Annotated in this window: 11 protein-coding genes; all 11 read right to left on the bottom strand. The window is 67.9% G+C overall.

Going from position 1 to position 13,730, the window contains the following annotated elements; all coding sequences use genetic code 11:
* Positions 1–101: 101 nt before the first annotated feature.
* On the bottom strand, positions 102–1,085 hold the full coding sequence (locus MON38_RS14505) for an MlaD family protein (protein ID WP_241936901.1): 984 nt from the start codon (positions 1,083–1,085) through the stop codon (positions 102–104).
* 174 nt (positions 1,086–1,259) lie between these two features.
* Entirely contained in the window at positions 1,260–2,045 is a 786-nt protein-coding gene (locus tag MON38_RS14500; protein ID WP_241936900.1) for an ABC transporter ATP-binding protein, read from the bottom strand.
* 12 nt (positions 2,046–2,057) lie between these two features.
* Positions 2,058–2,816: an MlaE family ABC transporter permease gene (locus MON38_RS14495; RefSeq protein WP_241936899.1), complete on the bottom strand. Its 759-nt coding sequence runs from the start codon at positions 2,814–2,816 to the stop codon at positions 2,058–2,060.
* A 38-nt stretch (positions 2,817–2,854) separates the two neighbouring features.
* On the bottom strand, positions 2,855–3,745 hold the full coding sequence (locus tag MON38_RS14490; RefSeq protein ID WP_241936898.1) for a universal stress protein: 891 nt from the start codon (positions 3,743–3,745) through the stop codon (positions 2,855–2,857).
* Between the two features lie 15 nt (positions 3,746–3,760).
* Positions 3,761–4,645: a universal stress protein gene (locus tag MON38_RS14485; protein WP_241936897.1), complete on the bottom strand. Its 885-nt coding sequence runs from the start codon at positions 4,643–4,645 to the stop codon at positions 3,761–3,763.
* A gap of 80 nt (positions 4,646–4,725) precedes the next feature.
* Positions 4,726–5,571, bottom strand: coding sequence for a universal stress protein (locus MON38_RS14480; RefSeq protein ID WP_241936896.1), 846 nt, complete (start codon positions 5,569–5,571; stop codon positions 4,726–4,728).
* Positions 5,572–5,640: 69 nt separating this feature from the next.
* Positions 5,641–6,459 carry a universal stress protein gene (locus tag MON38_RS14475; RefSeq protein ID WP_241936895.1) on the bottom strand — a complete coding sequence of 273 codons (819 nt, stop codon included), beginning with the start codon at positions 6,457–6,459 and terminating at the stop codon, positions 5,641–5,643.
* Between the two features lie 45 nt (positions 6,460–6,504).
* Positions 6,505–7,983, bottom strand: coding sequence for a BON domain-containing protein (locus MON38_RS14470; RefSeq protein WP_241936894.1), 1,479 nt, complete (start codon positions 7,981–7,983; stop codon positions 6,505–6,507).
* A gap of 335 nt (positions 7,984–8,318) precedes the next feature.
* Positions 8,319–9,647, bottom strand: coding sequence for a L,D-transpeptidase scaffold domain-containing protein (locus MON38_RS14465; protein WP_241936893.1), 1,329 nt, complete (start codon positions 9,645–9,647; stop codon positions 8,319–8,321).
* A gap of 243 nt (positions 9,648–9,890) precedes the next feature.
* Positions 9,891–12,548, bottom strand: coding sequence for a cation-translocating P-type ATPase (locus tag MON38_RS14460; protein WP_241936892.1), 2,658 nt, complete (start codon positions 12,546–12,548; stop codon positions 9,891–9,893).
* Between the two features lie 132 nt (positions 12,549–12,680).
* The gene (locus MON38_RS14455; protein WP_241936891.1) at positions 12,681–13,700 is read right to left on the bottom strand and encodes a 2-hydroxyacid dehydrogenase; all 1,020 of its coding nucleotides are present in this window, start codon (positions 13,698–13,700) and stop codon (positions 12,681–12,683) included.
* Positions 13,701–13,730: the final 30 nt, after the last annotated feature.

The following is a 13,730-nucleotide window of genomic DNA, read 5'->3' as shown; positions in this document are numbered from 1 at the left end:
ATCGGACAATGGACACTGTTCAACGAACATCGTTCAACGCGGAGACGCGAAGTGTCGCGTCTCTACCTCATTCGTCGCCGGAGCTTGAATAGCTTTGGCAGTTAATGAACCATCGTGGCTGATGCCGCCCGGGCCTGCTTTTTCTGCTGGCGGCGCAGGTAGCCGCGCAGCAGGAAGTTGTGCTGCAGGGCCTCCATGCTGCGGTTGAAGCCAGCCGTGCCCTGCTCTACGTTGTGCATGGTTTGGCGCAGCTGCCGACTGGCGGTGGTGTCGCCGAGCAATGTGTGCACAGGGCCGGCCCCGTTGGCTACCTGCCCTTTCAGGTTGGCGAGCAGCGCGCCCAGCGTGTCGGAAGTGCCGGCCAGGCCCCGCGAGGCGTGCCCCAGCCGCCCCGCAAATGCCGTGTCGGTGAGCAGGTAGCCGAGCGGCCCCCGCCCCTGCCGCACCCCACCGGTGAGCCGGGCCACGTCGTGCGAAGCCAAACTTAGCTGGCCGGAAGCCTCGGCGGCGTTGCGCAGGCTGTGGCGCAGGTTATCGGCCAGCTGTTGGTCGTCGAGCAGGCCCCACAGAGCCTTGCTGCCGTTGAGCCGGCCCGTTATCTGGCGCAGGTCGCGGGTGATGCTGACCAGGTTTTTGTTCGACACGTCGAAGGTGCTCAGCAAATCATCCATGCCGACCGGGCGGCGGGTGTGCAGCAGGTCGCCGGGCTGCACGGCCGGGGCCGCGCCGGGCTGGGCCGTGAGGTTGATGATGGTGTTGCCCACCAGCCCGTCGGTGCCGATGGCGGCCACCGCGTTTTTGCGCACGAAAGGTTGGGCGTCGCGGTTCAGGTTGATGGCCACGCGCACCGTGCTGTCGTTCAGCAGTTGAATCTGGCGCACCGTGCCCACCGTGATGCCGCCCAGCCGCACATTATTCCCCGTAAGCAGGCCCGACACGTTCCGGAAATCAGCCCGCACCACAAAGCTGCGGCTGAACAGGCTCTGCTGCCGCCCCAGCAGGAAAAGCGTCCCGAGCAGGCACACCGTTCCCACGACCACGAATAGGCCCAGCTTCACATAATTTCCGGTCGGGCGTTGGGGCATGGGTTTGGTGAGGGTTGAGTTTTGAATGTTGAGGGTTGAATTACTAGCCTGTCGTCATGCTGAGCGCAGTCGAAGCATCTCTGCCGCAGAAGTAAATCAATCGTGAAATCAATTGTGCCAACGAAGCGGTAGAGATGCTTCGACTGCGCTCACCATGACGTTCTTCTTTCGTTTTCAGGCAAAAAACTCATGCACTTTGGGGTCCGCATTGCCAGCTAATTCTTCGTAAGTCCCTTCCGCGTAGCACCGGCCGTCGACCAGCAGCACCACGCGGTCGGCTACTAGGCGCACGCAGTTCATATCGTGCGAGATGATGAGGGCCGAGGTGCGGTATTTCTGCTGCACTTCGCGGATGAGGTGGTCGATTTCGCGGGCCGTCACGGGGTCGAGGCCGGTGGTGGGTTCGTCATAGAGAATGATGTCGGGGCGCAGGATGAGGGTGCGGGCCAGCGCGATGCGCTTGCGCATGCCGCCCGAGAGCTCGGCCGGCAGCAGCTCGGCGGTGTGGGCCAGGCCCACGTCGTCGAGGGCCTGGTGTACCAGCGCTTCTTCCTCGGCCGGGCCGTGGGCCAGCCAGTGGCGGCGCAGCGGGAAGAGCAGGTTGTCGCGCACGGTCATCGAGTCGTAGAGGGCGTTGCTCTGGAAAAGGAAGCCGACTTTGGCCCGCAGCCGGTCCATGGCGGCGTGGTCGAGCGTGGCCACGTCCTGGCCCAGCACCGTGATGCGGCCGGCATCGGGCAGCAGCAGGCCGATGATGCACTTGATGAGCACCGACTTACCCGAGCCCGACTTGCCCAGCACCACCACGTTTTCGCCCCGGCGCAGCGCCAGCGAGAAGTTGCGCAGCACGTGGTTATCGCCGAACGACTTGCTGACGTTGTCCACCGTCAGCACCGTTTCCGCCATCGCGGGAGCGGCGGCCGGCGAGGGCATTTCCTGAACGATGGATTCGGGCTGCATGGCTGGTTGGCGTTAGTTGAGGCCCAGCAGGCCGGTAATTTGCACGGCGACCAGGTCGAGCAGAAAAATGACCAGCGAGGCCACCACCACCGCCGAGTTGGCCGCCTGCCCCACGCCCTCGGTGCCCTTATCGGAGAAGTAGCCCTTGTAGCAGCCGATGAGGCCAATGGCGAACCCGAAAAAGAAGGTCTTGACAAAGGCCGGCAGCACGTCGCCGAAAGTCAGCCCGCTCAAAATATTGTTCGTAAACAGGGCCAGCGTGGTAGTACCCTTCATGTTGACGCCCAGGAAAGAAGCGTACAGCGCAATGGCATCGGCCAGAATCGTGAGCAGCGGCAGCATCAGCGTGGTGGCCAGCACCCGCGTAGCCACCAGGTATTTGAACGGGTTGGTGCCCGACACTTCCATGGCATCAATCTGCTCGGTCACGCGCATCGAGCCCAGCTCGGCCCCGATGCTGGACCCGATTTTTCCCGCGAAAATCAGCGCCGTAATTATCGGCCCCATCTCGCGGATAATCGTGAGCCCGACCATCACCGGAATCCACGACTCGGCCCCGAACTGCGCCATCGTGGGCCGGCTTTGCAGCGTGAGCACCATGCCCATGATAAAGCCCGTGATGCCCACCATCGGCAGCGACTGGTAGCCTACCACGTAGCACTGGTGCAGCAGCTCGGCCAGCTCGTAGCGCGGCCGAAACCCCTCGCGGAAGAAGCGCCCGGCGAAGCTGGTGATTTCGCCGGTTTCGGCCAAGAGGGCGGTGTTGGGCATGGCATGCAGAGTTTGGGGCGGTAAGCTAGGGGTGCAGGCTAGCGCGCCACGGCCTCGCTGTGGGTGGGCGCGGCCGCTTCCTGCGGCACTTCGGCGGCGGTGGGCAGCACCAGCACGGGCACGAGGCATTGCTCCACAAGCCGGGCCGTGACGCTGCGGTGGAACAAGTCGCTCATGAAGCTGCGCTGGCGGGCCAGCGTGATGACCACATCGGCCTGCGCGTCCTGCACGGCGCCCAGCAGGCCTTCGGCGTAGTCACTGTCGAGGTAGCCGCGCAGCTCGGGAATCATGAATTCGACTAGGCCACTTTCGCGCACGGCCCGTTGAGCGGCCGCGCAGCCGTCGTCGTCCACCACGCCATCCGACACGTGGGCGACGACCACCGTCGTGGCGAGCAAGGCTATCAGCGGGCGCAGGGCCTGGGAATTGGCGCTCAAGTCGAACTCCTCGCGGTCGGCCGCAATCAGGAAGCGGTGGGGCGGGTGGTCGGTGGGTATGGTGGTGGGCACGGCCAGCACCGGGTAGTGGCTGGCGCGCAGCAGTTCGGCGCACATGGCCGTCATGCCGGCGTAGTCGGGGTGGTCGGCATCGGGCTGGCCGAGTACAAACAGCGCCGGGCAGTAGCGGGCGGCCAGCTCGCGGGCCACGTCGGGCAGCAGGTCGGTGGCTATCTCAACGGTGGCGGGCACGTGCAGGCCCCGGGCCAGCTGGCGCAGGGCCACGGCGGTATCGGCCTGCGCGGCCAGTTCCTGCCGGTGCGCCCGCTCCCCTATCGCACCCACCAGCTCGTAGGGGTCGAAGAGGGCCGCGCGGTTGACGTGCAGCAGCACCAGCTGCCCGCGCACGGCCTGGGCCAGCGTCTCGGCGTAGCGAATGGCATGCCGGGCGGGCTCATAAAAACCAGATAATACAATGAGCGTGAGAGCCATGACAGATAAAAAAAATTAAATGGTGGCAGCAGCAAAAGCGGGGTTTTCGTCGGCGGCCGGCTCGGCATCGAGCACCTGGGCCGCGAGCAGCAGCACGGGCACCGGCGTATTGCGCAGCACGTAGTCGATAACACTGCCGCTGAAGAACTTGTGGGCCCAGCCGTGGCCCTGGTCGAGCAGCGCCACGAGGTCGGCTTCCAGGTCGTGCACGGCCTGCAGAATGCCCATGCCGGGCTGCTCGCCCACCACTTTGTGCAGCCCGCAACCGGCAATGCCGGCGGCCAGGCGGCTGTGCTGCACGGCTCGCAGCCCGGTCCAGCCCCCAACAATTGCGGTTTCGGGCAGCACCGTGACGGCCACCGGCTCCAGCTTCAGCCCATCGAGCAGGGGCCCGACGACTTTGGCGGCCGGGGCCAGCTGAAAGGCGCGGTCCTCCACGGCCAGGGCCAGGTGGTGGGGCTGGTGCAGGGCAGCATCGGGCAGGTGCTCGGGCACGAGCAGCAGCGGGCAGCCCGTTTGGTGCGGCAGCTGCACGGCGCGGTTGCTGAACCACTCATCAAGCAAACCGCTGGTGGCCGTGAGGCCGGCCACAACCAACATGGGCTGATATTTATCCAGGGCCTCCCGAATGGCGCCGGGCCAGTCTGCTTCCAGCACCTCGGCCGTGGTGGGCACGGGCATCACTTCGGCCACGTGCTGCAGGCAGCGACAGGTTTCGGGCACGTAGTCCTTGTCGAGCACGGGCAGCACCATGCCGTATTCGGTGGTGATGGGCACGGGCAGAAAGACGTGCACGAGGTGCAGCTCGGCCCCAATGGGCTCGGCCAGCACGGCGGCGTAGGCCCGGGCCCGCTCGGCGGCCAGCGAGAAATCAGTCAGCACAACAATGTTGGGCACCATGGTAAAAGGGGCTAGAAGTGGGGCAATAAGGCAGTGGCTAAAGCGGGCCCGGCGTTGAGCCCGCGGGTGTACATGGGCCGCTATTCCGGCAGGCCCGGGTCTTCGGCCGGCAGCAGCAGCACCGGCACCTGGCAGCGCCGCAGCACCTGCGCCGTGATGCTGCGGTGGAACAGCCGCCCCAGAAAGCTGCGGGGCCGGGCCACGAGTATCAGCAGGTCGGCGTCGGTGTCTTCCAGGGCTTGCAGCACGCCGGAAGCCGGGGCCAGGTGGTGCACTTCGCAGAGGTCGAGGGCGGTGCCGGGCGGGAGCAGCTTGCTGGCTCGCACGTCGGCCAGGGCCATGCGGCCCGGCTCGGCCAGCGTTTCGTGGCGGGTGCGCACGTGCGCCACGGTATACTCGGCCGGCCACGAGCCCAGCAGCGCGCCCAAGTGGCGGGAGGCCGCGTTGAGCGTGAACGGCTCGGCATCGACGGCCATGAGCACGCGCTGCGGCAGGCGCGGCGCGGCGGCGCCTTCGGGCACCAGCAGCAGGGGCCGGCGGGTGGCCCGCAGCACGGGCAGGGCCTGGTTGTGCAGCAGCTGGTCCAGCAGGTCGTGCTCCATGCTCAGGCCCATGGCCAGCAGCAGGGGCTGGCAGTCGGCCACGGCATCGGCCACGGCCGCGTGCAGCGTGCCAATGGCCACCTGCACCTCGGCGGCCGCAGGCAGGTGCTCGGCCACGGCCTGCAGCTCGTGCATGGTTTCGGCCTGGCTGCGGTAGGCCCGGGCGGCCGTCACGGTCAGCAGGTCGGGGTCGAGCAGGGGATGGTGATAGAGGCTGAGCAGCGCCAGGCGCACCTGCAGCGGTTCGCCAAGCACGGCGGCGTAGCGGGCCGCCAGTTTGGCCGTCTCCGAGAGGTTAGTAAGTACCAGAAAAGACGGCGCCATTATGCAGAAGGGTAAGGTGAGATAGCGAAGAGAATGCCGCCTTGCGCGGCTGGCGGGGCGGGTTGCAGGTTAGTCCTCGGCGGGCAGCAGCAGCAGCGGCACGGGGCTTTCCTGAATGAGCTGGGCCGTGACGCTGCGGTGAAACAGGCTGCCCAGCAGGCAGTGCCGCCGGGCCACCACCACCAGCAGCTCGGCCTGCAGGCGCTCGGCTTCGCCCAGCACGCCGGCCACCACCGCCGGCCGGCTGATTTCGTGCAGCTGGTCGGGCCGCAGCTCGTCCACGAGGTCGTTTTGCCGCAGGTTGTCGAGCAGCTCCACGGCATCGGGGCGGGCGTGGTCCGCGTCGGTCACGTGCACCACCGCCAGGGTGCCCTGGGTGGCGCGCAGCAGGCGGCGCACCGTGTGCCGCTGCGGCGCCAGCCTAAAGGGCTCGCCATCGACGGCCAGCAGCACGCGGGTGGGCAGCGGGGCATCCTGCCAGCCCACGGTGGGCACTATCAGCAGTGGGTAGGGCACGTGGCGCAGCAGGTCGAGGGCGGCGCTCACCACAATTTCCTGGGGCGCGGTGGCCGAGCCGGGCCGGCCCAGCACCAGCAGCAGCGGGTGGTGGCGGTGCACGGCCTCTTTCACGGCATCGGACAGAAACTCGTCCGAAATGTCTACCTCGGTCGTCACCGGCTGCCCCGCCGCCAGCTCGTAGAGGGCATGTACCGTTTGGCGCTCTGCCTGCTGGGCGTGGTGGTAGCCGGTGGGGGCCAGCAGGCCGTCGTGGCGCACGTGCAGCAGCACCAGCTGGGCGTGCATGGGCTCGGCCAGCCGCGCGGCGTACGACAGCGCCCGGTTGGGCAGGGCCGAAAAATCGGTGAGAACAACAAAGGAGGCACTCATGGCGAAGGAAATAAGGCAATTGAAGCAGCCGCGCGCCCGGCAGCGCTAGCGGGCGGCCGCAAGCGCCGCCGGGCGCGGGGCCAGGGGCTGCACCAGCAGGTGGTTGTTCACTTCCAGCGCACCCAGGTCGTAGGCCTCGCGGGCGGCCAGCTGGCGGTCGAGCCAGGTGGTCACCGTGCCAGTGAGGGTCACGCGGCCTTTTTCGGCCTGCACGTCAATGGCCGGGCCATCGAAGCTGCTTAGGGAGGTGAAGTGCGTGCGGATGCGCTCGGCCAGCTCGGCGTCGGGCGGGGGCGTGGTGGTGCTGGCCAGGGTGCCGGTGAGGTCGCCGGCCAGGGCCTGGGCGGCCAGGTAGCCGTCAGGAAAAAGCGCCACCCGGTTTTCCACGTCCACTACGCCGTTCACGCCGGAGGCCACCTCGCCGGCCTGCTCCTGCTCGAAGCGGTTGTTCACCCAGCCGTGCAGCGTGGCCCGGCCGTTGATGACCGTCAGGCTGAAGGCGTAGTGGTTCAGGTAAGGGTCGCGCTTCAGGGCGGCCACCATGCGCTGGGCAATGTCGGCATCGGGCCAGAACCGCTCGGTGCGCACCTTCAGCTGGTTGTGCACCTCGCGCACGCCGGCCACGTGGCGGGCATCGTGCTCGGCGCAGCGCCGGGCGCAGAGGTTGCTCACGGTGCCGGTCAGCGTCACGGCGCCGTTGCTCACGGCCACCTGCGGCTGGGCATCGTGCAGGCGCGGGTCGCGCCCGAAGGTGTCGCGCACGGCCTGGCCAATGGCTTCGTCCGGGCGTTCGGCGGCTTCTTCGCCGGCCAGCTCCGGCTCCTGGGCCCAGCGGGCCACAAACAGGTCGCGGCCGTCTACTCGGGTAGCGCCCAGCTCATAAGCCAGGCTTTCGAGGCGGTGCTTCACGGCGGCCGAGCCCACCGTGCCGGTGAGGTGCACCACCCGGTCGGAGGTGCGCACCTGCACGTGCTTTTTGTTGATGCGAATGTCCCAGTCGAGGATGTCGTGCAGCTGGCTGGTGAGCTCCTGGTCGGTTTTGGGCGGGCCTTCGTGGCAGATGCGCAGCTGGTCGGCCATGAGGTGGCGCACGCCCCGCACGCCTTCCACCACGCGCAGGGCCAGCTGCTTTTCGGCCCACGAGCGCACCGTGCCCGTAAGCCAGACCATGCCGCCCGATACCGTGCTGCGCAGGTTGTAGTCGCGGGTGGCCGCGTCGTCGGCCAGGGCCTGCTGCACGCTCAGGTACAGCTCGGGGCTGCTCACGTCGGGGCCGTTCACCACTAGCTCGTTCACCACGCCGCGCACACCGCGCACGGCCAGGGCAATTTCCTCGGCCCGGCGGCGCGAGAGCAGGCTGTCGGTGGCGCCGGTCAGCTCCACCACGCCGTTGCGGGTCGTCACCTCAATCAGGTGCGAGGTGATGCCTTTTTTGGTGATAAAGCACCGTTCGATGGCCGCCGTTATTTCGGCATCGGCCGCAATCTGGCTGGGCGACCGGGGCGTCGATTCCATAGTTTCCATAGGGCTTAAGGGAAGAAGGGTGAGAGGAACGAGCGGAAGCCCCGGCGCGAACCCGGCGGGCGCGGGCGCGTCAGGCCACGGGGCCCTGCTGGCGGCCGTGGAAGTAGGCGCTGCTCAGCGCCAGCAGGGCCAGCAGCAGCATCGAAAACATGAGGGAGGGCGTAATCATGGCCGTTGCAAAAGGGCCCGGGCCGGGGCGCGGGCGGGTGAGAGGGATGCTTCAAAATTCGGCTCACTTCCCCACCAATCCCCTGACGCTGATTAGCTCATCGGCTGATTCTCGTCATGCTTTTCGCCGCCTTCCCACCGCAATGCCGGGGCGGCAAGCCACCGGCCTAGCGCCGGGCCACGGCCCCGAACAGCGCCTGCCGCAGGGCCTCGTCGCGCCCGTACACATCGGCAAAAAACCGCAGCCGGCCGCCCTCGCCCACGCAGGTGGCGTAGCGCACAAACAGCGGCAGGGGCCGGCCCAGGCGCACGTCGCGCGGCTGGGGCTGGCGGGCGCATTCGGCCTCGCTGGGCAGGCGCACCGGGCGGCCCTCGCGGCGCAGCAGGTAGGCCGCCAGGGCCAGTGGCTCGGCCAGCCGCACGCAGCCGTGGCTGAAGGCCCGCACCGGCTGGGCAAACAGCTGCCGCGCCGGCGTATCGTGCAGGTACACCGAATACGGGTTGGGAAACCGGAATACCACGTTGCCCAGCGCATTTTCGCAGCCCGGGGCCTGCCGGATGCGGTAGGGAAAGTTTTGCACGGAAACCGCCGCCCAGCGCACGCTGTAGGGGTTGCGCCAGCGGCCCCGGTCGTCGTACAGCTCCAGGTTGTTCACGCTCAGGTAGCCGGGGTCGCGCTTCAGCTGGGGCAGCATTTCCTTGGTGGCGATGGAGTGCGGCACGTGCCAGTCGGGGGCCAGCGTGAAGTAGTGAATGGCGCTGCTGATGAGCGTGGGCGTGGGCGTAACGGGCTTGCCGATGATGACGCGGTGCCGCTGCCGCACCGAATCAAAAGCCACCACCTGCAGCTCAAACGCGGGCAGGTTGATGAAAATGTACTCGGCCACCGGCGCCCAGGCCTGCGAGCGCCAGCGTTCCAGGTTGAGGGCCGCGGTTTCGTATTGCGCCCGGCGCACCGCGGCCGAATCCAGACTGCCGGGCCGGGCCAGCCACCGCGCCAGCGCCTGCTGCAGCTGCCGGTATTCGCGGTTGGCTGGCTGGCCCGAGAGCACAGCTTTTCCCAGCTGGTTTTGGCTCAGTGCGGACCGCAGCCCCGCCGCCGGCTGCCACTGCTCCCCTACCCCGCTGGCCCGGCTCGGTTCCACATCCGGATGCAGGCGGCCCCGGTGCAGGTCGTGCATAAAGCGCAACACGGCATCACTAAGGCCTATTTCGAGCCGGGCCAGCTGCCGGGCGCGTGGGTCGGGCGCGGCGGGCCGGCGCAACGAATCGCGCAGGGCCAGCAGCGCAGCCGAGGCGTAATCAGCCGGTAGGCCATACTCGGCGGCGCGGGCCAGCAGGCGCAGGGCGGCGTAGGCATCGGCGTTGAGAGAGTCGGCGGGTGTGGTCCAGGCGGGCGCGCAGCCTGGGGCGTAGAAGGCCCGCACCGCCGACCCGGCGCGCAGGCCCAGGCGGGCATCGGCGGCGCGGGCGTGGCCGACGGCGGTATCAAGCAAGGCACAAATCAGCGGGCCCACCGGCACGGCTGGCGCGGAACTTCCAGCCGCTATTGCTACTGCTGCAGCTGCGTCAGAATGGTTCGGCGCGAGATTCTGCACTTTCGATACGGACGAACACCACGGCGACGTCAGCAGCAAACCCGCATACAGGCAACAACGGATAAGGGCTGACATGACGGGTATTCGGTTTTGTGTTTTTCGAGAATGACGGCGGCAATTGGCGCCCGGCGCGGCCGTTTCCTACGCTGCTTCAGCAACGGCCTTGCTGTCCGATGCGGCTACCCAGCGGCCCGCCTGCACCAGCAGCACCGATAGCAGGCTGAAGCCGACAATCAGCCCCAAGGCCGCAGGGGGCAGCGGCACGATGTTGAGTAGCGCGCGCAAGCCAGGGACCAGGTAAGTAGCCATTACCACCGCGCCGCACAGGGCCAGGGCGCCCCACACGTAGCGGTTGCGGACGACCTCGGAGCGCCAAAACGTGCGGTGGTCGGCCGCGAAATCGAAGACGTGCAGCAGCTGCACCAGCGCCATTTGATAGAACAGCACGTTATTGCAGACCTCGAACGACCAGCCCATTTTCCAGCGGGCGAAGCTGAATGCCCCCACCCCACCAATGGTGAGCGCCAGCGCGTAGAGCCCCGTGCGCCGCCAGTCGCGCCCCGTAAGCAGCGGCTTTTTGGGCGAGCGCGGCGGGCGGGTCATCAGGCCGGCCGGGCCGGGGCCTAGGGCCAGCGCCAAGGCCGGAAACACGTCGGTGAGGAGGTTCAGAAACAGGATTTGCAGCGGCCAGAGCGGCACGCCGGGGTGCAGCACGGCCACGCTGGTCACGATGAGCACCTCGCTCAGGTTGCACGACATGAGGTAGAGCAGGAAGGTGCGGATGTTGGCCAGAATGACGCGCCCCTGCTCGATGGCCACCACAATGGACCCGAAGGCGTCGTCCTGCAGCACCAGGTCGGCGGCTTCGGCGGCCACCTGGGTGCCGCGCTGGCCCATGGCAATGCCGATGTCGGCGCGACGCAGGGCGGGCGCGTCGTTCACGCCGTCGCCGGTCATGCCCACTACCTGGCTGCCTTGCTGGTAGTAAGTTATCAGGTCGAGCTTCTGGGCCGGGCTCACGCGGGCAAACACCTGGGCGCGGTGCAGCCGGCGGCGGCCCGCGCCGTTGGGATGCCGCAGCAGGTCGGGCAGTTCGTCGCCGGTTATCACGTCGCCGTCGTCATTTCTATCCAGCAGGCCCACCTGCCGGGCCACGGTGCGGGCCGTGGCCGGATGGTCGCCGGTAGCCATGATGACGCGGATGCCGGCCGTGCGGCAGGCAGCCAGCGCCGGGGCCACTTCCAGCCGGGGCGGGTCGAGAAAGGCCACGAGGCCCACCCAGGCCAGCTCGCGCACAAAATCGGAGCCCGGGTGCTCGGGCCACTCGGCGCTGGCGAAGGCCAGGGTGCGCAGGCCGTTGGTGGCCAGTTCCTCGGCCCGGGCCAGCCAAAGGGCCTTTTCTTCGGTTGACAGGAGCACCGGGCCGGCGGCCGTCCACTGGTGGCAGCAGTGGGGCAGCACGGCTTCGGTAGCACCCTTCACGGCCACCAGGCAGCGGCCGGGGGCGAGTTGGTGCACGGTGCCCATTAGCCGCGTATCGGCGCTGAAGGCTTGCTCGGCCAGGCGGTTGGCGGCGGCCAGGGCTCCGCCCGGCAGGGTGCCGGCCAGCTGCCAGAGGGCAATTTCGAGCGGGTCGCCGGTGGTGCGGCTGGGGTCGGTGGGGTGGTAGGTGGCGTTGTTGCACAGGGCCGCCAGCAGCTGCACGTGGGCAAAGCCCGGCCCGGCGAGTACGCCGGCAGCGGCGCATTCGCCAGCATCCGGCCGGGCCGTGGGCATCACTTCGGCCCGGCCTTCCGGCAGCCACACGGTGTGCACCTCGATGCGGTTTTGCGTGAGCGTGCCGGTTTTATCGGTCACGATGACGCTGGTGCTGCCCAGCGTTTCCACGGCCGGCAGGTGCTTCACCAACACCCGTTGCCGGGCCAGCCGTAGCGTGCCAAAGGCCATGGCCAGCGTGGCCACGATGGCCAAACCTTCGGGAATAGCGGCTACGGCCAGCACCACGCCGGTTTTCAGCACCTGCCCCAGCGGCTGGCCCTGCGCCCAGCCCAGCCCCACGTAGCCCAGCGTGAGCGCGCCCGTGAGCCACAGCAGCTGCTTGCCCAGGGCGTCGAGCTTGGTTTCGAGGGGCGTGGGCGGGCGCTCGGTGCTCTGCACCAGCTTCGTGACGTGGCCCAGCTCGGTGCGCATGCCGGTGGCCACCACCAGGGCCCGGCCGTTGCCGTCGACCACGGCCGTGCCTTTGAATACGCGCTGGCGCTGCTCGGCCAGCGGCGTGCCGGCCGGGGCCACGCCGGGCACTTTGGCCACGGGCAGCGACTCACCCGTCAGGGCGGACTCGTTCACCTGCAGCTGGTGGGCGTCGAGCAGGTCGGCGTCGGCGGGCACGAGGTCGCCGGCTTCCAGCAGCAGCACGTCGCCGGGCACCAGCTCGGCGGCCGGAATCCGGCGGGGCTGGCCGTCGCGCAGGGCCCGGGCCTGGGGCACGTCGAGGGCGTGCAGGGCATCCATCGAGGCGCGGGCCTGCCATTCCAGCGCAAAGCCGATGGCCGCGTTCAGCAGCACCACCGCCCCGATGGCAATACCCTCCAGATAGTCGCCGGTGAAAACCGATACGGCCGCCGCCACCGCCAGCACCAGCACCGTGATGCTCTGAAACTGCCGAATTATCAGCCGCAACAAGGTGTCGCGGGCAATGGTAACCAGCACATTCGGGCCTGTTTCGCGCAGGCGGCGCTGGGCCTCGGCCGTGGTCAGGCCGGGCGCCGGCGTGGGCGGCGGGGCGGCAGCGGGTACCATGCAAATTGGCGGAGGCGAAGCAAGCAGCGGCATGGCGAGGAAGAAAAACGTTAGGTCAGTAGCGCGGACTTTTAGTCCGCGAACAAGTAGAACTGAATGCGACACGAACTGAAAGCCCACGCTACTGGGCTGCTAAGCGACGGGCTGCTTTTGCGCAACCGGGGCAGCCACCTCGTGCGCGGCCGGCTGACCCAGGCCCCAGGCCGTGAGGCTGGCCAGGGTGGCATCGGCAATGTTGGCAAGAGCTTCGCGGGTGAGGTAGGCCTGGTGGCCGGTGAGCAGCACGTTGGGGAAAGTGAGCAGGCGGGCAAACGTGTCGTCGAGCAGCAAGTCCTGCCGGTGGTCGGCGAAGAAGAGGGCCTTTTCCTTCTCGTATACATCAAGCCCCAGAAAGCCCAGCTGGCCGGTTTTAAGGGCACGCAGGGCGGCTTCGGTATCGAGCACGCCGCCCCGGCCGGTGTTGATGAGCATCACGCCGCGCTTCATCTGCCGCAGCAACTCATCACTGATGAGGTGCTGGGTGTCGGCGTTGAGCGGGGTGTGCACGGATATGATGTCGGCCTGGGCGCACGCTTCAGCCAAGCTCACGTAGCGCAGGCCGTATTGCGCAGTGAGTTCAGGGTTGGGCTGCACATCCACGCCCAACAGCTCGCAGCCGAAGCCGTGCAGAATGCGCGCCACCACCCCGCCAATGCGCCCCACGCCCAGAATGGCCACAGTTTTGCCGTGCAGGTCGAAGCCGATGAGGTGGTCGAGGCGGAAGTCGTTGGCGCGCAGCTGCTGGTCGGCCTGGCGCAGGTGGCGGCACAGGGCCAGCATCAGGGTCACGGCGTGCTCGGCAATGGCGTAGGGCGAGTATTCGGGCACGTTGGCCACGCGCAGGCCCAGCTGGCGGGCGGCAGCCAGGTCCACGTTGTCGGTGCCGGTGGCGCGCACGGCCAGGTAGCGCACGCCCAGGTCCCAGAGCTGGCCCAGCACCGGAGCCGAGGCATCGTCGCGGGTGAAGATGCTGACGGCTAGCGCCCCCTGTGCCAGGTGGGCGGTGTCGGCGCTGAGGGGCGTGTCGAGCAGCGTGAGCTGGTGGCGGGCCTGGTTGGCGCGCTGCAAAAAGCTGCGCTCAAACCCCTGAGTACTAAAAGCGGTAACGTTCATAACAATCGAAAAAAGGAAGATGCCCGTTGC

This window comes from Hymenobacter cyanobacteriorum (genome assembly GCF_022631375.1).
GTDB classification, from domain to species: Bacteria; Bacteroidota; Bacteroidia; order Cytophagales; family Hymenobacteraceae; genus Hymenobacter; species Hymenobacter cyanobacteriorum.
The sequence above is the reverse complement of the archived record's forward strand: the minus strand, read 5'-3'. Positions and strand labels throughout refer to the sequence as shown.